Annotated in this window: 20 protein-coding genes; 14 read left to right on the top strand and 6 right to left on the bottom strand. The window is 71.6% G+C overall.

Translation table 11 applies throughout. The annotated features are described in order from the left end of the window. Positions 1–258: 258 nt before the first annotated feature. Positions 259–1,131: a class I SAM-dependent methyltransferase gene (locus ACGFZK_RS35880; protein ID WP_393853021.1), complete on the top strand. Its 873-nt coding sequence runs from the start codon at positions 259–261 to the stop codon at positions 1,129–1,131. 4 nt (positions 1,132–1,135) lie between these two features. Here ACGFZK_RS35880 and ACGFZK_RS35885 read toward each other — a convergent pair whose 3' ends face one another. After that, positions 1,136–1,570, bottom strand: coding sequence for a hypothetical protein (locus ACGFZK_RS35885; protein WP_393853022.1), 435 nt, complete (start codon positions 1,568–1,570; stop codon positions 1,136–1,138). 111 nt (positions 1,571–1,681) lie between these two features. Between ACGFZK_RS35885 and ACGFZK_RS35890 the strand changes: the two genes are divergently transcribed. Then, positions 1,682–2,494, top strand: a complete 813-nt coding sequence (locus ACGFZK_RS35890; protein WP_393853023.1) for a helix-turn-helix domain-containing protein — start codon at positions 1,682–1,684, stop codon at positions 2,492–2,494. A 314-nt stretch (positions 2,495–2,808) separates the two neighbouring features. Here ACGFZK_RS35890 and ACGFZK_RS35895 read toward each other — a convergent pair whose 3' ends face one another. From ACGFZK_RS35895 to ACGFZK_RS35905, 3 genes are all read right to left on the bottom strand, one after another. Further along, on the bottom strand, positions 2,809–4,188 hold the full coding sequence (locus ACGFZK_RS35895; RefSeq protein WP_393853024.1) for an AAA family ATPase: 1,380 nt from the start codon (positions 4,186–4,188) through the stop codon (positions 2,809–2,811). 132 nt (positions 4,189–4,320) lie between these two features. Continuing rightward, on the bottom strand, positions 4,321–5,850 hold the full coding sequence (locus ACGFZK_RS35900) for an alpha/beta hydrolase (RefSeq protein WP_393853025.1): 1,530 nt from the start codon (positions 5,848–5,850) through the stop codon (positions 4,321–4,323). Positions 5,851–6,003: 153 nt separating this feature from the next. Continuing rightward, a complete protein-coding gene (locus ACGFZK_RS35905) occupies positions 6,004–7,383 on the bottom strand; it encodes a phosphotransferase family protein (RefSeq protein ID WP_393853026.1) in 1,380 nt (459 codons plus the stop codon). A 289-nt stretch (positions 7,384–7,672) separates the two neighbouring features. On the opposite strand from ACGFZK_RS35905, the gene ACGFZK_RS35910 reads away from it, so the two are divergent. The 11 genes from ACGFZK_RS35910 (at position 7,673) to ACGFZK_RS35960 (ending at position 19,042) form a co-directional block, all read left to right on the top strand. Next, positions 7,673–7,855: a hypothetical protein gene (locus ACGFZK_RS35910; protein ID WP_329378290.1), complete on the top strand. Its 183-nt coding sequence runs from the start codon at positions 7,673–7,675 to the stop codon at positions 7,853–7,855. 175 nt (positions 7,856–8,030) lie between these two features. Continuing rightward, positions 8,031–8,432: a lasso peptide biosynthesis protein gene (locus ACGFZK_RS35915; protein ID WP_393853027.1), complete on the top strand. Its 402-nt coding sequence runs from the start codon at positions 8,031–8,033 to the stop codon at positions 8,430–8,432. Next, positions 8,429–9,937 (top strand): hypothetical protein, encoded by a 1,509-nt coding sequence (locus ACGFZK_RS35920; protein ID WP_393853028.1) that lies wholly within the window; start codon positions 8,429–8,431, stop codon positions 9,935–9,937. The genes ACGFZK_RS35915 and ACGFZK_RS35920 overlap by 4 nt, the downstream gene beginning before the upstream one ends. Next, positions 9,934–10,221, top strand: coding sequence for an actinodefensin-associated protein B (gene adfB, locus ACGFZK_RS35925; RefSeq protein WP_393853029.1), 288 nt, complete (start codon positions 9,934–9,936; stop codon positions 10,219–10,221). Before ACGFZK_RS35920 ends, adfB begins: the two co-directional genes overlap by 4 nt. A gap of 1 nt (position 10,222) precedes the next feature. Continuing rightward, positions 10,223–11,074: a hypothetical protein gene (locus ACGFZK_RS35930; protein ID WP_393853030.1), complete on the top strand. Its 852-nt coding sequence runs from the start codon at positions 10,223–10,225 to the stop codon at positions 11,072–11,074. Between the two features lie 58 nt (positions 11,075–11,132). Beyond that, the gene (locus ACGFZK_RS35935) at positions 11,133–12,629 is read left to right on the top strand and encodes an alpha/beta hydrolase family protein (RefSeq protein ID WP_393853031.1); all 1,497 of its coding nucleotides are present in this window, start codon (positions 11,133–11,135) and stop codon (positions 12,627–12,629) included. Continuing rightward, on the top strand, positions 12,630–14,456 hold the full coding sequence (locus tag ACGFZK_RS35940; RefSeq protein ID WP_393853032.1) for an ABC transporter ATP-binding protein: 1,827 nt from the start codon (positions 12,630–12,632) through the stop codon (positions 14,454–14,456). It begins immediately after the preceding gene. A gap of 93 nt (positions 14,457–14,549) precedes the next feature. Further along, entirely contained in the window at positions 14,550–14,927 is a 378-nt protein-coding gene (locus ACGFZK_RS35945) for a GntR family transcriptional regulator (protein ID WP_393853033.1), read from the top strand. A gap of 28 nt (positions 14,928–14,955) precedes the next feature. Continuing rightward, positions 14,956–15,864, top strand: coding sequence for an ABC transporter ATP-binding protein (locus ACGFZK_RS35950; protein ID WP_393853034.1), 909 nt, complete (start codon positions 14,956–14,958; stop codon positions 15,862–15,864). Beyond that, positions 15,861–16,829, top strand: a complete 969-nt coding sequence (locus ACGFZK_RS35955) for an ABC transporter permease subunit (RefSeq protein ID WP_393853035.1) — start codon at positions 15,861–15,863, stop codon at positions 16,827–16,829. Before ACGFZK_RS35950 ends, ACGFZK_RS35955 begins: the two co-directional genes overlap by 4 nt. Before the next feature lie 404 nt (positions 16,830–17,233). Continuing rightward, positions 17,234–19,042 (top strand): galactose oxidase-like domain-containing protein, encoded by a 1,809-nt coding sequence (locus tag ACGFZK_RS35960; RefSeq protein WP_393853036.1) that lies wholly within the window; start codon positions 17,234–17,236, stop codon positions 19,040–19,042. A 112-nt stretch (positions 19,043–19,154) separates the two neighbouring features. Here the strand turns inward: ACGFZK_RS35960 and ACGFZK_RS35965 are convergent, their stop codons facing one another. After that, positions 19,155–19,391: an MbtH family protein gene (locus ACGFZK_RS35965; protein WP_393853037.1), complete on the bottom strand. Its 237-nt coding sequence runs from the start codon at positions 19,389–19,391 to the stop codon at positions 19,155–19,157. Positions 19,392–19,623: 232 nt separating this feature from the next. After that, entirely contained in the window at positions 19,624–20,079 is a 456-nt protein-coding gene (locus ACGFZK_RS35970; protein WP_393853038.1) for an Lrp/AsnC family transcriptional regulator, read from the bottom strand. Positions 20,080–20,221: 142 nt separating this feature from the next. Here ACGFZK_RS35970 and ACGFZK_RS35975 point away from each other — a divergent pair, with 142 nt between their 5' ends. Beyond that, on the top strand, positions 20,222–21,223 hold the full coding sequence (locus ACGFZK_RS35975; RefSeq protein WP_393853039.1) for an asparaginase: 1,002 nt from the start codon (positions 20,222–20,224) through the stop codon (positions 21,221–21,223). Positions 21,224–21,268 lie beyond the last annotated feature (45 nt).

The raw sequence follows: 21,268 nt of genomic DNA on the forward strand, positions 1-21,268 counted from the left end.
ATGCGTTCCGCATCGAAACCGTCCCCGCCCGGCAGGAACACCTCACCCTCGACACGCGACACCAGCCAGGAGAACTCACTCATAGGACAACCTTTCCACCGGGGCGAGGCTGAGCCCCGTCTGTATAAATGATGTTGAAGCGGCCGGCGGTTCGTGTCCAATACGTAACCGTGCTGCCTGCCAGAAGCCCTGACTATTGGACGCGGTCGCGCAAGGTACCGCACGCTTTGCCGGGAGAGCTCAAGCGAAGGAGTCGATATGGGTAATTCGGAAAGCACGGCTGAGATGCACCGTGTCTTCAACAGTGCCGCGGAAGCGTACGACCAGAGTGGAGTCGAGTTCTTCGGCCCCATAGGTCGCCGTCTGGTCGAATTCTCGAGTATCGAACGCGGGCAGGCGGTTCTGGACGTCGGCTGCGGCCGCGGTGCCGCTCTTTTCCCGGCCGGAGAGGCAGTCGGCGGCACCGGAGAAGTCGTCGGAATCGACCTCGCAGAAGAGATGGTCAGGTATGCGGATGCCGACGCGCGGTCGAGGGGCCTCACGCAGGTGACCACCCAGGTCATGAATGGGCAGGTGCCGGACTTTCCGGCCGCCCGGTTCGATGCGGTGATCGGGAGCTTCAGCGTCTTCATCTGGACGCACGGCGCCGCCGAACTGCGCCCCTACCGCACGATCCTGCGTCCGGGCGGGACCTTCGCGGCGAGCGCGCCCTCCTTCTTCCCCACCAGTACGGGCAAGTGGGGATTCCTTCCCGAGGTTGTGCATGACCTGCTGCTCCCGCACCTGACCCAGCCCAAGGACGGTGATGCCTACGACTGCCCGTTCACGAACATCCACAACAACTGGCTGGTTACCCCGGAGGCTGTCGATAAGACCCTGACCGAGGCGGGTTTCGTCGATGTGACCGTGCGGGAGGAGGACTTGCCCATCGTCGTGGATTCGGGTGCTCAATGGGTGGCGTGGACCCGGTCGCACGGAATGCGCCGGCTGTGGGATCGACTGGACGAGCAGGAGGCCCGGGAGCTGGCAGCGGAGGTGGCCGGGCGCCTGGACGCCCTGCGTTCCGCCGATGGCACCATTACGCTGCCGACACCGATCGTGTACATGCGCGCCCGGGCCCCTCAGGCCTGAGGTGTCATCCCGCCGCCGTCATACGCCGCAGGCCGGCGTATTCCAGGGCGGCGTACACCGCCACCACCAGTGCGCCGATCAGCATGAACACGACGCCGAATCCGGTCAGGGGAACGAAGTCCGCGGCCGCCACCACCAGGCAGGCGACAGCGGAGCACAGGTTCACCCCGATCACGGCCCAGACGAGTCCGGCCGGGATCACCGGATAGCCGGCGATGAGTGCCAGCGCGGCCGCGCCGCCCAGCTGGTAGAGCCCGAAGCCCACGGAGAAGGCCACCGGCATTCCGGTGGCGGAGCCGAGCGGGCCGCACGCCGCGATCAGCACGGCGGCCATCACGGCGGTGCTGACACTGTCGACGCGCAGGACCAGTCGCAGAAAGCGGTCGGACGCCGGTCGGCCAGCCGTGTCGGACATGGACATGGGCATGGTCTGGGTCATCACGGGACTCCTTCACCTCGGGATGTGCCCCACCGTGACACGGGATGGGTCGCGGACTCCATGACCTCCGAGGTCATGGAGTCCGCGACCTGGGGGGCTACGGTGGGGGACATGGAGACGGACAACCTGCCCCGTGTCGGGCTGTTACTGCGCGACTGGCGACAGCGCAGGAAGTACAGCCAGCTCGACCTCGCGCTGCGCGCCGACACGTCCACCCGGCACCTGTCCTGCGTGGAGACGGGCCGAGCCCGACCCAGCCGCGATATGGTGCTGCGCTTGGCCGAGCACCTCGACGTACCGTTGCGCGACCGCAACGGCCTCTTGCTGGCGGCCGGTTACGCCCCTGCCTACGCAGAGAGCCCCTTGGACAGCGACCGTATGGCGATGGCGCGCCAGGCACTCACGAGCATGCTGGCGGGACACGAGCCGTACCCGGCGGCCGTCGTCGACCGGGTCTGGGACATCGTCGACTGCAACCGGGCCATGTCCGTCCTGCTGGACAGCGTTCCCCCCGCCTTGACCGAGGGAGCGAACGTCATGCGGCTGATCCTGCACCCGGACGGCCTTCCGCAGCATTGCCTGAACTTCGCGGAGGTACGGGCCCATGCGCTGGGGCGTCTGCTGCACCAGGTCAATGCCACGGGCCACCCTGAACTCCGGGCCCTCTACCACGAGGTGTCCGCCTACCCGGCACCGCCGGACGCGGGGCCCCCGGCCGGCCCGGTCGACCCGACCGGCATGGTCGTCCCGTTGCGCATCCGTACCCCCCTCGGTGACATGGCCCTGTTCAGCATGATCGCCACCTTCGGCGCACCCGCGGACGTGACCCTGTCCGAACTCGCGGTCGAGACGTTCTTCCCGATGGACGAGGAGACCGCCCGGCTCCTGCGCGACCACGCGGCGGCGGGCAACCGGGCCCCATGACCAGGTCGCACGGAAAAGCCGTCTCCCGCACCAGGGCTACCGCCCGGGTGGGGAAGGCGGCTTCCTCTGTTGTCGGCCGCCGAGGGAACCCCTGCGGCGTCCGGAGTCCGGCTCCGGCATGCCATCGACCGGTGTCCCACCGGTTCTCGGAAGCCGCTGGTCTACCGAAGGCCGTCCCCAAGCAGGTCGATCTCGTCACCGGGGTCGCTCGGGACGCGGCAGCCTGCAGCCCGTGTCGTAGTGTCGTCTTGCCCTCTGGGCCGGGCCGTGCCCGGATCCCGGCGCGCTTGCCGTCCGGGGTCGGGGCACGTCCTTCACCTTCGCCCCACTGCTGAGCCGTGATCACGACGGACGGGTCTCTGCTGCTGCTCGACCGCGGGGGTCTGCGGTCTTATGGCGCGGGCCTGTGCCAGCAACTCCTGGGCCGCCTGTTCGCCTGCGTAGATCCTGACGAGGTCGTGCATCCGGTAGCGGCCCGGGCCGGTACTCTCGGCCAGACTCGTGTCGACAAGCCGTTCCGCGGCCCGCTCGGCCTCGGCGAGCGGCACGCACAGCAGCTCGGACAGGAGAGGTATCCCGGTTTCCCGCAGTCGCATGGAGCCGAAGAGGAGGAAGGCCCGCACCGCCGTGCCCGACGCCCCGTCGGTGTGCCGCAGCGCCCGGTAGCTGACGGCGAGGCTCTCCCGGACCTGCAGCTCGTCCACCCGCAGTTCGTCCAGCCGGGTGCTCTCGTCGGTGAGCCGGTCGACGAGCAGGGACAGGGGCCAGCGGGGCCGCGCGGTCAGCCGGGCGGCGGCGACGCGCAGCCCCAGCGGGAGCCACCCGCACAGTTCGGCCAGCCGGAAGGCGGCCGACGGATCACGCGCCACGCGCTCGCTGCCGAGGAGCTGCTCCAGCACGGTGTACGCCTCACCGGGCAGCAGCGTCCCGAGCGGGAAGGACCGTGGCCCGTCCAGCGAGGTCAGGCCCGAGCGGGCGGTGACGAGGAGCGCACTGTGGCCGCCCGTCGGCAGCAGGGGGCGCACCTGCGCTGCCGACGCCGCGTCGTCCAGCAGGATGAGCACGCGGCGGCCGGTGAGCGCCGACCGGAGCAGGGCGGCCGTCTCCGAGGCGTCGTGGGGTGGTGCGGGAACGGGGATGGCCAGGCCGCGCAGGAGCCTGGCGATCGTCTCCGCCGCTGTGAGGGGCTCCGCGTGCGGAGTCGTGCCGCGCAGTTGTACGTAGAGCTGCCCGTCCGGGTAGTGAGCGGCCACCCGGTGCGCGGCCCGGGCTGCGAGGGCCGATTTCCCGGACCCCGGCGGACCGCTGATGACGGCTGAGGGCGCCGGAGAGCGCGGGTCGGTCAGGAGGGCGATCAGATCGGCGAGCCGATGCTCGTGACCGGTCAGGTCGGGCCGACAGAAGGGCAGCTGGCGGGGCACCACCAAGGGCCGGAGCGGCGTGGTGTGGGCAGCGGCCGCGGTGGTGGGCTGTGGGGGCCGCGCGTACGCGAGCCGGCGATGAGCGGCCAGCCAGGGCCGCGCGTCCAGGCCGCAGGCGGAGACGAGAGCCTCGGTGAACTCCTCGCGGGGGAGGGTGGGCCGGGTCAGGGCGGAGGCGATGGTGGAGCGGGGCAGCCGCCGCCCGGCCCGGCCGGCACGGTTCTCCAACTGGCGGAAGGTGAGTCCCGCGCCTTCCTTGAGCAGCCGGAGCATGGTGTTGAACTCCCCCGGAGTTCGGGCATCACCGGGCTCCGGCGGGGTACAGGCGGATAACGGCGAACGATCGGGCAACACGTGTACTCCCTCGCAGTGCGTGATCTGTGGCGCGGCGTTCAGAGGTACTCGTCAGAAGGGCTCGGTGTCGGGCCGGCAGTCGGCGGCGCCGCGCGGGGGCTCGCCGCGGCCGAGCAGATGGGCCGTGGTGATGTCGTCGACGCAGCGGCTCAGCCCCAGCGCCGTATGGCCGATCATGTCGACGGAGACCAGCCGGGAGTTGCCGAGGACGGCGGCCATGCGTTCGGCGAAGCGATACTGCGTCGTCGGGTCGAAACGGTTGCCGATCACCAGCACCGGCTGGTCCGTGGGCCGGTTCCACGGTCCCGTGTACCGGTCGCTCTCCCACCACCGAACGGGCCACGTGGCGCACGGCAGCGATTCGAAGGCGGCCATCCGGCCGAAGGTGGGGGATTCCCGCTCCCACCGCGCGGCCAGCACGGGCCAGAGCGCGGGCGTGGGCGGGTAGGGCTTGTCGAGGCAGTTGTACGCCGTCTCGGAGTCGTCGCCGCGATAGGGGGCGGCGGCCTGGGCCGTCTCGGCCGTACGGACCGACGGTGCGGCGTCGACGGCCCGGCCCAGATCCGCGAGGGTGCGGGCGAGAGAGGCGTGCCGGGACGGTGTGGCCAGCGAATCGGCCACGACGGCGGTGAAGCGGCTCAACGTCATCGTGGTGGAGTCGGGCATCGTCAGCGGCGCGGTGCGCAGCCGGTCGCGGACGCGGTCGAACGTCCGCTGCGGGTCGTCGCCGCCGAACGGGCAGGCGCTCCCCGCCACGGCGCATCGGCGGATGAACTCCTTCAAGGCGAGTTCGGTTCCGGCCGCGCGCTGACGGTCGTACTCGATGCCGCTGGCCGAACGCAGTGCCGGGTCGACGTTGCCGTCGAGGACCATGGCCCTGACCCGCCGCGGATACAGGTTGGCGTACGTGGCGCCGAGGAGGGTGCCGTACGAGAAGCCGACGTAGTCGAGCTGCTCGACGCCGATGGCGCGGCGCAGTTCCTCCAGATCGCGGGCGGCGTTGAGGGTGGTCGTGTGGGCCAGCAGGGGACCGGCGTTGCGGGCGCATGCCCGCGTGTAGCCGGCGGTCGCGCGCATGGTCCGTGCGGTCTCGTCGGCACTGACCGGCACGGGAGTGCGGCCGGCCGCGTCGGCGAGGTACTCCTCCTGGCTGAGGTAGCACTTGAGCGCGGAACTGGTGTTGACCCCGCGCGGATCGAAGCCGATGACATCGTGGCGGGCGAGCACCTCGGGGTCCAGAAAGCGTTCCGCGCGGTAGGCGGTGTGCAGCCCGGAGGTGCCGGGCCCTCCGGGATTGACGAACAACGTGCCCTCACGGTGGGCCGGGTCGGTCGCCCGGCGGCGCAGCATCACGATCGCGACGGTGCCGTCGGAGGGGCGGGCGTGGTCGCGGGGTACGGGCTGAACGGCGCAGTCCGCGACGCCGGGGTCGACGGGGATGCCGATGAGCTTCACGCAGTCCTGCCACTGGGCGGCGCTGGAGGGGGCTCCGCCGTCCTGGGGCACGGCGGCGGCCGGCGGCGCGAGGAGCGCCGCGGTGGAGAGGGCGGCCGCGAGGAGCAGGGGTAACCGGCGGGGCATCGATTCTCCTTGGGGGTGGGGGAGTGCCGACGGGGCGGCTGTGCGCGCACGCTCACGTTCGCGTCGCCGCCGCGCGGGCGCGCGCCGACTCGTATGGGTGCGGAGAGGGGAACGAACCGGTGGGGGAGGGGTGGGGGTCGGCGTTGCCCGGAGTCAGCCGGAGCCGAGCGGCAGCTCGCGCAGCTGGGCCGCGACCGTACCCGCGTACGGGCGGGCACGTTCCGGGTCCAGACCCTTGAGCGCGTCCTGCCACAGCAGCGCGCGGCTGACGATGCCGGCGGTCGCGGCGAGCCGGGCGGCCCGTACGAGGCGCTCCATCGGTGCGATGCCGGACCACTGGCGGAGGTAGGCGTCGGTCACCCGCCGTACGGCGCTCTCGTCGCCGGGCGCCGCCGACCGCAGGTCCCGAAGGGCCACGTCGAGCGAGATGAAGGGATGACCGAGCACGCTTTCCGCCCAGTCGAAGAGGAGCGGTCCCGTGTCCCGGTCGGTGAAGTTTCCGCGCCAGATGTCCAGATGGACCAGGGAGTCCGGGACGCCGGCGCTTTCCAGCTCTGCGCAGAGGTCGCGGAAATGCGGGACGTAGTCGGCGAGCCGATGTCTTTCGGCTGATTCGAGCCGCTCATTGTCCTCGATCAGTTCCGCGAGGAGTTCCGGAAGCCTGGCTGTACGGTGATCCGGGCATCCAGCGGCACCTAATGCCCGGGCGTGGCCCTCGGTAAACCGCTGAATTGTCGCCAGTTGAGGCACCATGCGCGCATATCCCTCGACGGCCTCAGCGGAAGCCGGACGGTGCACAGGACCGAAGTCATCGGTCAGCATCCAGTGCCGTTGTGCATCAATGGCCAGAACTCGCGGGATGCTGTCCGGAAATCGGTCCGACAGCAGCCGCGTCACCTCGGCCTCGTGTCCGAAGACCGGCGGCGAGGCTTTGAAGTACGCCGCCCCGTGCGCCACGGGGATCCGTAACTGGAACGACCACACTCGCAGAAACGGTTGCTCGGGTGCGCCGACGGGGGTGTTCCCGGCGCGGCGCAGCTGCTCGTCGGCCCAGGCCGCCGCCGTCGCGTACCAACCCTCGCGCGTCCAGGGCAGGCCCCCACCGGTCTCGCGCCCCGAGGCCGGGGCAGTGGCCGTGGCGTCGGCGAACCAGCGTTCCAGGACCCGGCGTTGGTCGGGGTCCAGGTCCGCGCCGGCCAGCCCCGCAGCCCCGAACCAGCGGCTTTCCGCAGGCCCGTGAGGCGTGGCCGCGGCTCCGTGGGGGGCGGCGCCGGAGGCAGCCGGATCGGTGTGGACCTCGTGGACGTAGTAGCGCGCCGTGGCCCCGGCCTGCGTGTCGCGCTGTTCGAGACAGTCACGCGTGGTGACGGTGAGGCCGAAGCGCCCGGCGATCTCGGCGTGCGCGGCAGGTGGGTCGCGGTGGTGCAGCCGTGGCAGGGACCAGCCGCCGGGACCCCGCAGGAGTAGTACCTCCGTCCCCGTGCCCCGTCGTCGGCCGACGATTCCGAACAGCTCCCCCGTGACCTGCCGCATACCTGCGCCACACCCCCGTGCGTGCGAGAAAACCGAAGTACGTCTTCGTAAATGAGGCACGGTAGTTGGCTGTCCTCGGTCGAGTCAACGCATTTGGCGGCATGTCCGAATGGTGGCGCATTGCCGGGAGTTGACCATCCGGCTGTCCCGTTCTGTCCCGGACACGATTCCGGGCCTTCCCCTATTCCGTGACCCGTCGTGCTGTGGCTAGCGTTCCCCTCGTCGGAATTTGGATGCCGTGCTTGTCCATTCGGATCGCGGCGCCATTCTCATCAGAAAGGGGAACACTGTGCCGGTTACTTCGATTGCCTCGCAACTCGCCAGCAACGGTCTGCAGCAGCACCTCTACTCGGAGCCCACGGCGGTCGCCGAGGAGTGCCGCATGGCGGGATACAGCTGCTGGTGGGACTCGGACTGCTGCAACGAGTCGGTCGGCCTCATCTGTGAGTGGTGGACCTGCCGTTACGCGTAAGCGGGTGCACCCTCCCGCCGCGGTCGCACCGGCCTCCGGTGAACGCGGTCTTGTGACATGAACGAGTGGAATCCGTCGGACGGCGGAAGCGGGCGCCCGCGCTGCGGTCCGGCGGATTCCACATCACGTCCGTCCCGCTCGATACGGGGACGGGGGATCGGAAGGTCGGATACGCATGGCGACAGGACTGTTCGCAGTGCCACGGTCCGCACGCGAAGCGGCTGCCTTCCTGGCGGCGGCACGCGCGGGAGGCGGCATCTACCAGATCGACCGGTGGCCGGCCCGTCGCGGAGACCTGCGGCCCACGCCGCGGGCCGTCGGCCGGGCCATAGCGCGGCTGCGCATCGCGCAACGCCTCACGACCGGCTTCCTCGACCCGGTGGAGGACGCGGTCTACCTCACCGCGGGCCTGCGCGGAGTCGGGCTGCCCGCCACCTTCCACCTCGGCCGCGAAGTCGTCCCCGCCTCCCCGCCCGCGGGCTTCTACGCCTGGGTCGAGTGCGACGGAAAGGTCGTCAGCACCTCCCTGCCCGTGCGGGAGGAGTACATCGAGGTTCACCGATCGGGGGACGCATGAGCGCCGTACCGGCCGTGGCCGAGATGGACGGCGCCGTTCTGCGCTGCACCGAACCCGACGGTGCCTCCGCCCTGGGCGTCCTGACCGTCCGTACGGACCACTCGATCGAACTGCGCCGGCCCCGGCCGGACGTGCGTCCCGTCTACTTCCGGGCGCGCCCCGGACGCCTCGAGTGGAGCGGGGACCCGGCCGCGTTCCTGCCGCCCGGCGGACGCGTGGAGCCCGGGCCCGGCGCACTGCTCGCCATGCTGCACGGCCAGGCCTCACCCCCCGACGAGACGCCTCTGTCCGGAGTCCGAAGGATGACCGTGGGCACCCGCATCCGGGTGGACGCCCGCGGAGTCACCGTGACCCGCGAGCGCTGCGCACTGCCGGCGGCGGACGGAGACCTGTCCCATGCCGTGACGCGGGTGCTGGCCTCGGCCGGTGACGAGTACGGCCTCGCCTACAGCGGCGGTCTGGCCTCCGCCTACCTCGCCGTACTCGCCGCGGCCGCCGGCCATCGCGCCCACCTCGTGCACGCCGATTTCGGCCTGCCCGGCTTCGGCCCGCAGGGCACCCGGCCACCGAAGGCTCCCGTACCGGGTGTCGAGTCGCGCCAAATCGCCCTCGACCTGCACGAGCTGCTCGACCACCACACGGTCAGCGGCGCCGAACACCTGCCTCCGCTCCCGGACTTCGAGGTGCCGGCCCGGCTGCACGCCGCTCTCGCCGCCGGCACCGGACTGCCCCTGGTCTCCGGGGCGCTGCTGGAGTCGCTGGTCTCCGTCAAGCTTCCCGACGTGCCGCGGGGCACGAAGGCGTGGCGGCTGCTCGCCTGCGAACCGTTCCACATCTCCGGGACCCTCAGCACCCTCGCCGAAGCCCGGGAGCTGCTCGACAACCGCGTCGTCTACACCCCCGGCCGGCGCGACACCGCAGGCAGCGGTCCCGACGCGCAGCAGCTGGGCGCGCCCCCGCCACCGTCACCGACCGGTGGCACAAAGCTCCCCTGGCTGACCGACCAGGGCAGACAGGCGTACGAGACGGCCCACCGTGGCGCCATGGCGGTCTGGCAGGATCAGCTCGACGCCGAGGAACCGGTGGTCGGCCGACTCGTCGGCGGCCTGGCCGAACGGGGCGCGGCCGGTGCCGTCCTCCCCGCCATGGACCTCGGCGTGCTCGCCGCGGCGGCCGCCCTGCCGCCCCACAAGCTCGGCCGGATCCGCCGGGGCGCGTTCGAGAACCATCTGCCGCTGCGGCGCGCGGTCGAGCGGGCGGGCGTCACCGGACTACGGGCGGCTTCCCCCGGGCACTGGCTGCGGCTGGGCGCGGCGGCCCATCTCCACCGTGAACGCAAGAAGATCATGTCCGAGCTGGAACGTGAATGCGCTCTGGGGGACCTGGGCCTGCTGGAGCCCCGGCTGGTCATGGCCAGTCTGCGCGACGGCCGCTCCCTCGCCACCCAGGCCCTGCCCCTGCTGCGCCTCGTCTGGCTGGACCGTTGGCTGAGGGAGCGCCGATGACGACCACACCCTCCACCACGCCGCCCGCGCCACCGCAACTGCCGCCGCCCGGCACCCCCTTGCGGCTCGGTGAGGGAGTCACCTTCACGGCACTGCCGTTCGGCGGTGCCGTGCTCGCCGCCGGATCCACCCTCGCCGTGAGCGACTGCGGCGAACGCGACGCGGAAATCCTCGGCCGGCTGCTCGGTGTCGGCGTGCCGCCGCCCGAGGCAGGCGGGCCCGTGGCCCGCTTCACCGCTCAGCTGATCGCGGCCGGCTGGCTCGTACCGGATCGGAGTGCCTGACATGTCTACAGCCCTGACCGCCCTGACCGCCCTGGCTGCGGACGGCCCGCTCCTCGGCGTCCGGCCGGCGGATCTCGCCCTCGCCGTCACCGCCGGGCCGCTCGCCGTGGCCGGCGCGGCCAAGCTGGTCACGGCCCCGGAGAAGCTGTCGTGGCCCATCAGCTCCGGAATCCTGGCCGCGCCCCACGGCCCCCGCCTGGTCGGAGCTGCCGAACTCGCCGCGACCGTCGCCGTGCTGCTGCTGCCGGTGCGCTGGGCCGCGGCCGTCGCACTCCTCGCGTACGTCGCCCTCACCGCCGTCGCCGTCAGTGCCCGGGGGCAGAAGTGCGCCTGCTTCGGCCTGGCCCGGCTCGCCGCCGTGGGTCGCGCCCACATCGGAGCGAACGCCGCGGCCGCAGTGCTCGCGGCAGCCGTGCTCATCCTGTCCGACGCGGCAGCGGCCGCGCGGCCACTGCCACGCGCGGCGGCCACCGTTGTGGTCGCGGTGCTCACCCTGATCGCCCTGCTGGCGGCCGACCGGCGCCGGGCCTCGGCCGGGGCGAACATCCCGCCCTGCACACAGCACATCAGCACGGTTCGGCTCTACGTCGCCGACGACTGCCCCTCGTGCCGCTCGCTCAAGCACCTCCTGGCCGCGGCCGAACCGGAGCGGCTGGCCGCCGTCAGCATGGTCACCGTGGCGAAGGAGGCCGAACTCCCCGGGGCCCTGCACGGACTCGGCGTACCCTGCGCGATCGGCCTCGATGACGCCGGTGAACCCGTGTGCGCCCCCGCTTCCGGCATCGGGGCCGTCAAGGCCCTCATCGACGGCATCACCCTCGTCTCCGTCCCGGCGGCCGGCCGTGCCCGCTGACCTCCACCGCACCCGGCGGCGCCGGGACCAGGGCCCGGACGGACACAGGTGGGCCGAGGTGACCTCGCCCGCCCATCCGCCGATCGCCGAACGCCACCCCTCGCCGGTTCACTGGCGCACCCTCGTCCTCGATCCCGCCCTGGCGGGAGCAGTGCCGGGCCGGGCCAGGCCCCTGCGGATCGAGTTCTTCACCACGGGGCGACCGGACGACGGCTGGGAACTGCCGGTCGCCGACGTCCTGCCGATCCCGCTCGCGTGGCATCCGCACCGGCCCCTGGTGGCGGGACTTGCGGTGGGCGACGACCATCACGCCCATCCGTGGATCGCCGACCTCGCGGCGCGTACGGTCCGCCCCTACCCGCAGACGCGCGCGGCGACCGGTCTCACCGAACCGGGAGTGCCACCGCTCGCATGGTGCGAGGACGGCCGCCTGGCGCTGCTGACGCCGGCCCCGCGACGGAACCCCGCGGAGCAGGCGGCGTGGCGGCCGGCGGTCTTCGAGGCCACGGGACCGGCGTTCGTCGGTTTCGAGCCGGGCCAGGACGAACTCGTCCGCACGGCGGGTACCCGCCTCGTGCTGCTCGCACCACAGGACGGGGCCGCGGAGACCGTGGGACCCACTCTGCTGGTCCGCTCCCTCGCCGCGAGCCCGGACGGAGTGGTGCTCGGGCACGTCCACCCGGCCGGCACCGGTCCCGATGAGCACGGACTGTGCTGGGCCACCTCGCGCCTGGACCCGGCCGACCCCGGCAGGCTGGTGCCCGTAGCACCGTCACCCGTGCCGGGTCCGCCCGCGCAGGCACAGCGTCCGCCCGCGCAGGCACCGCGTCCGTCCGCACTCGGTGACCCGTCGACCGTCCATGCGATCCCCACCGGTTTCGGCGATGCCAGGCTCACCCTCCTGCCGCACGCCGGATCCGGTCCGCTGCTGCTGTGGATCCGGGCCTTGCGCCGAGGGGAGCCGCCATCGGACGGAATTCCGCAGTTCCTGGCCGCTGCAGCACACCCGTCCGCCCTTCTCGACCTGCCGCTGCACTGGCCGGACGACGCCCGACCGGCCCTGCTGAACAGCCAGATCACCACCACGGTGTCCACCGCCGTCGGCCTGCTGACCACCGACGGCGCCGGCACGTCGGTCGCCGTCGGCGGCCACAGCTTCGGCGCGACCCTCGCCCTGCACGCCCTCGCCCGTCTCCCGGAGCTGGCAGGAGCCGTGGCCCACAGCGGCTGCTACAACCGCACCTCCACCCCGACCGGGTTCCACTACGAACGGCGTTCGCTGTGGACCGCCCCGGAGGTCTACCAGACGTTCAGCGCGCTGCACTTCGCGGACCGACTGGACCGCCCGGTGCTCCTCGTGCACGGAACCGACGACATCAATCCCGCCACCACTCCCGAACAGGCCGTCGAGCTGTACAGGGCCGTGGTCGCCACCGGCGGCACCGCCCGGCTGGTGCTGCTCCCACAGGAGGGGCACACCTTCCAGTCCCGCGAAGCACTCGCGGCGGTGGCCGAGGAACACCGGGCGTGGCTGGAAAAGCTGGAGACGAGCTGAATGGCCCGTGACGAAAAGGCGTCGGTGCCCCTGAGGGAGCTGGCCGACTGCGCGATGTTCGCCGTGCGGCTGGCCTGGCAAGCCGACCGGAGCAGTCTGCTGCGCGTGCTTCTGGCCCAACTGGTCACCGCACTGGGGCTGATGGCGGTCCTGCTGCTGATCCGCCATGCAGTCGGCGGCGCCGTCACCCAGGGCGGCACGACGGCCCAGGCCCCGCAGAGCGAGTGGCTGATCGGCGTGATCGCGGGCCTGGTGCTGCTGGGTACGGCAGCGGGCATCCTGCGCGCGGTCGCCGGGGCACGCCAGCGGGTGCTCGCCGTCAAGGTGGACCGGTTCGCGCTCGACATCGTCCTGGGCGCCGCGGGACGTGCGGAGCTTCCCGAGTTCGAGGACCCGGCCTTCCACGACCGGCTCCAGCGGGCGGTCTTCGCCTCGCGCGCCCAGCCCGCGATGGTCGTGACGGCTCTGGCCGCGGGCTTCCAGGCCGTCCTGACCGTGGTCGCGGTCACGGCCGTGTTCGCCGTACTGGTCTGGTGGCTCCTGCCGTTCGCCCTCCTCGCGGTCCTGCCCACGCTCAAAGCCGCCCGCGACGAGCGGGGGGCCGGCTACGACCTGCACCACACGCTGTCCGAGAACCGCCGGGCCCGGCAGTACCTCGAACGGCTGCTCACCGGCCGCGACGAGGCGAAGGAGATCCGCGCCCTGGGGCTCGCCGGAACCCTGCGCCGGCGCTGGACGAGCCGCTACGGGCAGGAGATCGCCCAGGTCGAGGCCATGCACGCGGTCCACGTCCGCCGCAAGATCGCGGCCCGCCTGGCCGGCGACCTGACGACGGGCGCGGTGATCGGGGCGATGTGGTGGCTGGTGGCGACCGGCCGGATCGAACTGGCGACCGCGCTGACGGCGCTCGCGGGCTTGTGGCAGCTGTCGCTGCGCACGCAGATGATCGGCGCCCTGCTCAACGGCCTCGGCGAGTCGGTCCTGTACATGAAGGACCTACGGGGCTTCGCGGCGGAGGCCGGTTCGGACCCCGGCGAACCCGCCTTCCCTTCGGGGGAGTTCGTGTCGGTGCGCGCGGAGTCCCTGGCCTTCGGCTACCCCGGGTCCTCGGTCCGCGCCCTGGAGGACGTCAGCGTCGAGGTACGGGCCGGGGAGGTCGTGGCCCTGGTCGGCGCCAACGGCTCGGGCAAGACCACCCTCGCGAAGATCCTGGCCGGCCTCTACCGGCCGGACTCCGGGCGCCTCCTGTACGGGGACGCGGACGGGGGCACGGACGTCGACGCCGAACCGGAGCGACTGCGCGCCGCGAGCGCCGTCGTGTTCCAGGACTTCGTGCGGTACAAGCTGACGGCCGCCGACAACATCGCGTTCGGCCGCCCCGAGACCCCGCGCGACGGGGCCCGGGTGGTGCTGGCCGCCGAGCGGGCCGGGGCCCACGCGTTCCTGGACCGGCTGGACCGGGGCTACGACACCGTACTGAGCAAGGAGTTCACCGGCGGCGCCGATCTCTCGCTCGGTCAGTGGCAGCGCCTCGCGCTGGCCCGGGCCTTCTACCGGGACTCGCCGCTCGTCATCCTCGACGAACCCACGGCCTCCCTGGACCCGCAGGCCGAGGCCGACCTCTTCGGCCGGATCCGCGAACTGTTCACGGACCGCACGGTGGTGCTCATCTCGCACCGCTTCGCCAATGTGCGCGACGCCGACCGGATCTACGTCCTGGACGCGGGCCGGGTCATCGAGCAGGGCAACCACGAGATGCTCATGGCTCAGGACGGCACGTACGCCCGGCTGTTCCGCCTCCAGGCCGAGGCGTACCAGGAGGCGTAACACGGCGCCCCGCCCCTCCCGCCGATGTGCTTGACACCGCGGATCCGATCACTTCATCATGGTTCCACTAACTGATTAGTGGAAGGGTGTTGCGTGATCGAGTTCCGGATCGACCGCCGGTCCGGAGTGGCCACGTACCTGCAGCTGGTGCAGCAGGTCAAGCACGCGCTGCGCCTCGGCCTGCTGGAGGTGGGGGACCGCCTCCCCACGGCCAAGGAAGTGGTCGCCGCCACAGCGGTGAATCCGAACACGGTGCTCAAGGCGTATCGGGAACTTGAGCGTGAGGGGCTGGTTGAGCCGCGGCCCGGCCTCGGCACCTTCGTCCAGCGCTCCCTGGCCAGCCCGGCCGCCGCCTGGGACTCGCCGCTGCGCCGGGACCTGGCGGCGTGGATGGCGGCCGCCCGGGCCGAGGGCCTGTCCCGCGAGGACGTCGAAGCACTGGTCAAGTCCGTCATCGACTCGCAGTACTGACATATGACATATGAAGGAGCGTGACCGGTTGGGTACCACCGAGGGCGCCGCCGCACTGGCGGCGGACGGGCTGGGCAAGCGTTACAAGCGGGGCTGGGCGCTGGAGGACGTGACGTTCGAGCTGCCGCGAGGCCGGGTGTCCGCGCTGGTCGGTCCCAACGGGGCGGGCAAGAGCACGCTCATGGCGCTGGCCACCGGCCTGCTGACCCCGACCACCGGGACGCTCCGCGTCCTGGGCGATACGCCGGGACGAGGGGGCACTCACCCCCGCCTGGCCTTCCTCGCGCAGGACAAGCCGCTCTACCGCCGGTTCACGGTCGAGGAGATGTTACGAGCCGGCCGGGCCTTGAACGCCGAATGGGACCAGACCTACGCGCGCCGCCTCGTCGACGCGGCCGGCGTCCCGGCCGGGGCGAGGATCTCCACCCTCTCCGGAGGACAGCGCACCCGTGTCGCGCTCGCGATGGCCCTCGGACGGCGGCCCGAACTGATCGTCCTGGACGAGCCGTTGGCCGATCTGGACCCGCTCGCCCGTGAGGAGGTGATGCAGGCCCTGATGGAGGAGGTCGCCGAGACCGGGATGACCGTCCTGCTCTCCTCACACGTCCTCGCCGATCTCGAGGGCATCTGCGACCACCTGCTCCTGCTGGCGGGCGGGCGCGTCCGGCTCGCCGGGGACGTCGAGGACCTGGTCGCCGGCCACCGGCTGATGATCGGCCCGGCCCAGGGCGCGGAGGGCCCCTTCCCGGACGAGATCGTCGTGGAGGCCCGCAGCACCCCGCGTCAGGCCACGGTCCTCGTGCGCGGCACGGGCCCGGCGATGCTGCCGGGCTGGGAGGCGCACGAACCGACGTTGGAGGAACTGGCGTTGGCGCACCTGAGGGCCGCACGGCCGGCTGCGCGCAAGGGCGAGGCCGTGGAGGTGTCCGCAGCATGATCTGGGTCGCCTGGCGCCAGCAGCGCCTCCAGCTCCTCATCACCGCCCTGCTCATCGCGGCCGTGGGCGCCGTGATGCTCTTCTACCGCTTCGACGCCGTCTCCTTCATGCAGGACCGGGGCATCGCCGGCTGCCTGCGGATCGGCGCCGACCCCTGCTCACGGAGCGCCATGGCCGCGCTGAGCTCCGAGTACAAGTCGTACGTGTCCATCATCCCGATGGTGCTGCTGTGCCTGCCCGTGCTCCTCGGCATGTTCGCCGGTGCACCGCTCTTCGCGGGCGAGTTCGAGCAGGGCACCCATGTCTTCGGGCTCACCCAGTCGGTGAGCCGGCGCCGCTGGCTGGCGACCAAGCTGCTCGTCGGCGGAGGTCCGGTCACCGTCCTCATGCTCGTCCTGGGGCTGGTCGGCGTATGGGCCCTGAAGCCCCTCAACCATGTGACGCGCGGCCCCATGATGACCCCGGGCTTCGAGACGCAGGGGCTGGTCCTGGCCGCGTACACCCTGCTGGCCTTCGCCATCGGCGTGGCCGCGGGACTCCTGCTGCGCAACACGCTCGCCGCCATGGCGATCACCCTGGGGCTCTACCTCGTCGTCCTCGTCGTCCTCGGCGGTGGAGCACGTCCGCACTACCTCGCCGCCGAGCGGATCACGGGTACGGTCGCCCAGAGCACCGGGGAGAGCGAGCGCGGCGGGACCAGCTGGATCCCGGACGACGCCTGGCGGGTCGGATCCGCGTACTACGACAGCACGGGCCGGAAGATCTCCTTCAACCCGTCCGGCTGCGACGGCACGGAGACCATCCAGAGCTGCCTGGGCAGGCAGGGCGTGACCCGGCAGTCGGCCGACTACCACCCCGCCGGCCAGTTCTGGGGCTTCCAGGTGGCCGAGAGCACCGTCTTCCTCGCCCTCTCGACCGCCCTCCTGGGCCTCGGCGCCTGGTCGCTGCGCCGTCGGGTCCTCTGAGCCACCGCTCCGGCCCGCCCCCTGCGCATGGCCCTGATGACGGACTGCCATCAGGAGGAAGCCGCCTCTCGGACCCGGCTGTGAGCCCGATCCGGGAGGCGGCTTCTGCATGCCGCGCACGCCCGGAATGCATTCCGGGCGTCCACCTTGTGTTCCCGGTGTGCCGTGGTCCCGTCGGCGTGTCCGTCTACGAAGAGTGACGGCCGTGCGGGGGACCGGGGCGGGGACGGGGGGTCGGCGTGTCGGGCGGGCGGTGCTGGTCCGTGACACCGACGGCTCTGTCGCGGGGTTCCGGATTGGGCGAGCACGCTGCGTGTATCTCGTCATACATCTGTTGCCGTGGGTGATCAACACCCACGGCAGGCTCCCCGCCTGTCCGCACGTGCTCACAGGTGAGGAGTCACATGTCACGCAGGCACCGCCCGAAGAGAATCGCGGCGTCGCTCTCCGCGCTCGCAGCCACCGCTCTCTTCGTCGCCACCGTTCCTGCCGCTGCCCACGACGGGGAAAGCCATCCCGACGAAGCCGCGGCGCTGGGGACCGGGCATGCTCGGGAGCATGCGAAGATCCGCGCGGCGGCCCAGGCTCTGGGCGGGTACTCCCAGCTGGCGCGGATCGAGAGTCTGAGCGATCTGACCAGGTCCCAGGAGCTGGCCAACTCGAAGTTCCACCCCAAGGCGTACGGGCAGTTCGCGGAGTACTTCCAGTCGCCGGACTTCGCCGCCCACATCGCCATGCTGCCCACCGGCAAGGTGCTGCTGTTCTCCTTCGAGCGCGTCGAGACCGACCCCACGGAGGAGCCGGCGCCGACCAACACGCTCGGGCCGGAGAACGCCGGGCGCGCCTTCCTCTGGGATCCGCGGAAGGGCACCGGCCCCGAGGCGTTCAAGAAGGTCGCCCCGCCCGAGCTGGTCGTGCCGGACGGCACGGACGTGAAACGCCCGGCCCCCTTCTTCTGTGCCGGTCACGCCTTCCTGCCCAACGGCATGCTCGGCGTCTTCGGCGGGAACCTCGGCTACGGCGGAGGCGCAGGGGCGAAGCTGTCCCTCGTCTTCGACCCGTGGACCGAGACGTGGGCGGTCAACAAGGACATGGCGGTGGGCCGCTGGTACCCGACCGTGGCCACCGCCCCCGACGGGCGCCTGCTCATCATGTCCGGGCACACCGAGGAGGGCTGGGGCACCTCCACCTCGGTCATCGAGCCGTTCCCGGCCAAGGGCCACCCGGTGCCCTTCGAGAAGACCGTGGTCCCGCGGGACGTTCCCACCGACACCCTGCGCGTCGACGCCCCCTTCGGCGAGGACAGCGACTACCCGCACCTGTTCACCCTGCGCGACGGCAAGGTGTACGGCCTGGGCCGCCACGCCACCCGGCAGTGGGCCTTCGATCCGGTCGCCGAGACGCGTACGGACCTTCCCGCCCGCCCGGACGGCGTCCACCGCGGCTACGGCTCGGCGGTGGCGCTGCCCGCCGGCTTCCGCGGTCCGAACTCGGTGCTGGTCCTCGGCGGTGACCGTGACGACCCCAACACCTACCAGCTGGCGGACGGGGTGTGGGAGAAGAAGCAACCGCGCGCCTTCGGCCGGACCCAGGACAACACCCTCCTGCTCCCGGACGCCAGCCTGCTGACGGTCAACGGCGCCTACGGCATCCGGGATTACGGAAACGGCGACTACAACCCCAAGTCCGATCTCAAGTACCGCCAGATCGAGACCCGCAACGCGCTCGGGGAGTGGCGGCTCGGCCCCGTGCAGCGGCTGCCGCGCGGCTACCACGCCAACTCGGTCGTCCTGCCCGACGGCCGCGTCCTGGTCACCGGCGACGAACTCCAGCAGCTCGCCAACGACCCGAAGATCGACGACGACATGAACGGCAGCATCGAGATCTTCGAGCCTGCCTACCTCCACCAGGGCGCCCGGCCCAAGCTCGACCAGGTGCCCGGCGGCCCCATCGGCTACGACTCCCGGTTCAGGGTGACGACTTCGACCCCCGATCAGGTCAAGAAGGCGATCCTGCTGGCGCCGACCACCGCGACCCACGCGGTCAACACGAGTCAGCGCCACCTGGAACTGCGGATCGTCCACCGCCAGGACCACACGATCGGGCTGCAGGCCCCGCCCTCCGCGAACGACGCCCCGCCCGGCTACTACATGCTCTTCCTGCTGGACGAGAAGGGGGTACCGAGCACCGCCAAGTTCGTGTCCCTGCGCTGAAGGAGACGAGCGGGAGCGGCGGCCCGCCCCGGATTCCGGACTCACGGATTCCGGGGCGGGCCGTCGCCCGTGCGGACCGTTGTGCATCAGCCGGGCGCCGCCCCGTCCACGGTTACGTTGCGGCGACGGAGGCCCGGTCGCCGGTCACCGCCTCGCGCATGCTCTTCGGCCGCAGGTCCGTCCAGTTCGCCTCGACGTGTTCCAGGCAGAGCAGGCGGCTTTCCTCGCCGAATACGATCCGCCAGCCGACGGGAACCTCGGCGAACGACGGCCAGAGCGAGTGCTGCCCCGCGTCGTTCAGCAGGACGTAGAACCGGCCGTCGTCGGCGTCCAAGGGGTCGTTGCTCATGCATCCACTCCAAGTCATTCACTGGCGGGGGGTGTGGTGAGGTCATCGAACCCGAGCACGGCTTCGGTCCGTCTCCCCGGCGGTTCTGTCGGCGGGACGGCACTGACACCTTGCACCAGATTTTTGATGTTCTGCACCGGTCCGCGAGAACGGATTCAAGGTCGCTGTCGCTGTCGTTCCTGCTCGTCCCCGTGCCGTGAACGCCGCCGCTGCCGGCCCCGCCCGCGCGGGGTCAGTGGCCGACCGGCAGGCCCGTCGGTTCCTTGATGCGCTTCATGATGATCTGCGAGTTGACCTCGGTGATGCCGGTGAGGGCCGTCAGTTTCTCGATCCACAGCCGCTCGTACGCGCGCAGGTCGGCGACGGCGATCCGCAGCAGGCATCCGGGGCTGCCGAAGAGGCGGTAGGCCTCGACGACGTCGGGGATGTCTTGCAGAGCCGCTTCGAAGGCCTCGACGGCCTCCCGGTCGCGGCGCACCTCGACCGAGACGAGCACCTCGAACCCGCGGTCCACCGCCTCGGGGGAGATCACGGCGCGGTAGCCCTGGATCACCCCGTCCTGCTCCAGCTGGCGCACCCGGCGCATACAGGGGGAGGCGGTCAGTCCCACGCGCTGGGCGAGTTCCTGGTTGCTCAGGCGGCCGTCCGCCTGGAGCTCGCGCAAGATATCTCGGTCAATGGCATCCATGGCGCAATTATCACCCGGCGAGTGTGAACGGGCCGGGTGGAAGACGCAATCACATTGCGCGTAGATCGCTCTATCATTGCTGCTTTGAGCACATATGTACGAGTGACGTACGAGTGACACGAGTGAAGGGTGGCCACGGCCAATGGGACGCATCGTCGTCATCAGCACCGGCGGGACGATAGCCAGCCGCTGGCAGGGTTCCGGCTTCGCGGCGGACGCCGACGGGAACGAGGTGATCGCCACCGCACCGCTCCCCGAGGGCATCACCGTCGAACTGGTCGACCTGTTCAGCGTGAACAGCCCGCGGCTCACCACCGCACACCAGCTCACCCTGCTGCGCACCGTGCACGAGGTGCTCGCCGACCCCGCCGTCGACGGCATCGTCGTCACGCACGGCACCGACACCCTGGAAGAGTCGGCGTTCCTCCTCGACCTCCACCACCACGACCCGCGCTCCGTGGTCTTCACCGGCTCGCAGCGCCCCATGGGCACCGCCGACGGGGACGGCCCGGGGAACCTCTACGACGCCCTGCTCACCGCCGCGAACACGCGCGGGCTCGGCGTACTGATCGCCTTCGCCGGACGGGTGCACGCCGCGCGCGGCACCGTGAAGACGCAGGCCGTGGAGCTGGACGCGTTCGCCGACCCGTCCAAGGAACTCTTCGGGAAGATCGGCTTCGGCAAGGTCACCATCCTGCGCACGCCGCAGCGCCCGGCGCCGCTCCCGCTGCCCGCGATGCCGGAGATCCCGCCGCGCGTGGACGTGGTGGTGCACCACGCCGACGGCGACCCGGTCCTGCTGAACGCCGCCGTCGAGGCCGGCGCCCGCGGAATCGTCCTCGTCGGGACCGGCGCCGGCAACGCCACCCCGGAGATCGTGGACGCCGTCCGGGCCGCCGTGGGCCGCGGGGTCCTGGTCGCCCTGACCACCCGGGTCATGGCCGGACCGGTCACCGAGATCTACACGCACGGCGGCGCGGTGGACCTCGTCGCCGCCGGAGCCGTCCCGAGCGGCACCCTGCGCGCCGGACAGGCCCGCATCGCGATCCTGTCCGCGCTGCTGGCCACCGAGAACAAGGTGGAGCAGACCCGCATCCTGCGCGAGGCGCTGGGCGCGAGCGGCTCGGTGCTCGTCGACGCATAACCCTCCGGGCGGCGTGAGCGGCCGTTAGGATCCGGGGCAACGGTC

This window comes from Streptomyces sp. NPDC048257, from assembly GCF_043201855.1.
GTDB lineage: Bacteria > Actinomycetota > Actinomycetes > Streptomycetales > Streptomycetaceae > Streptomyces.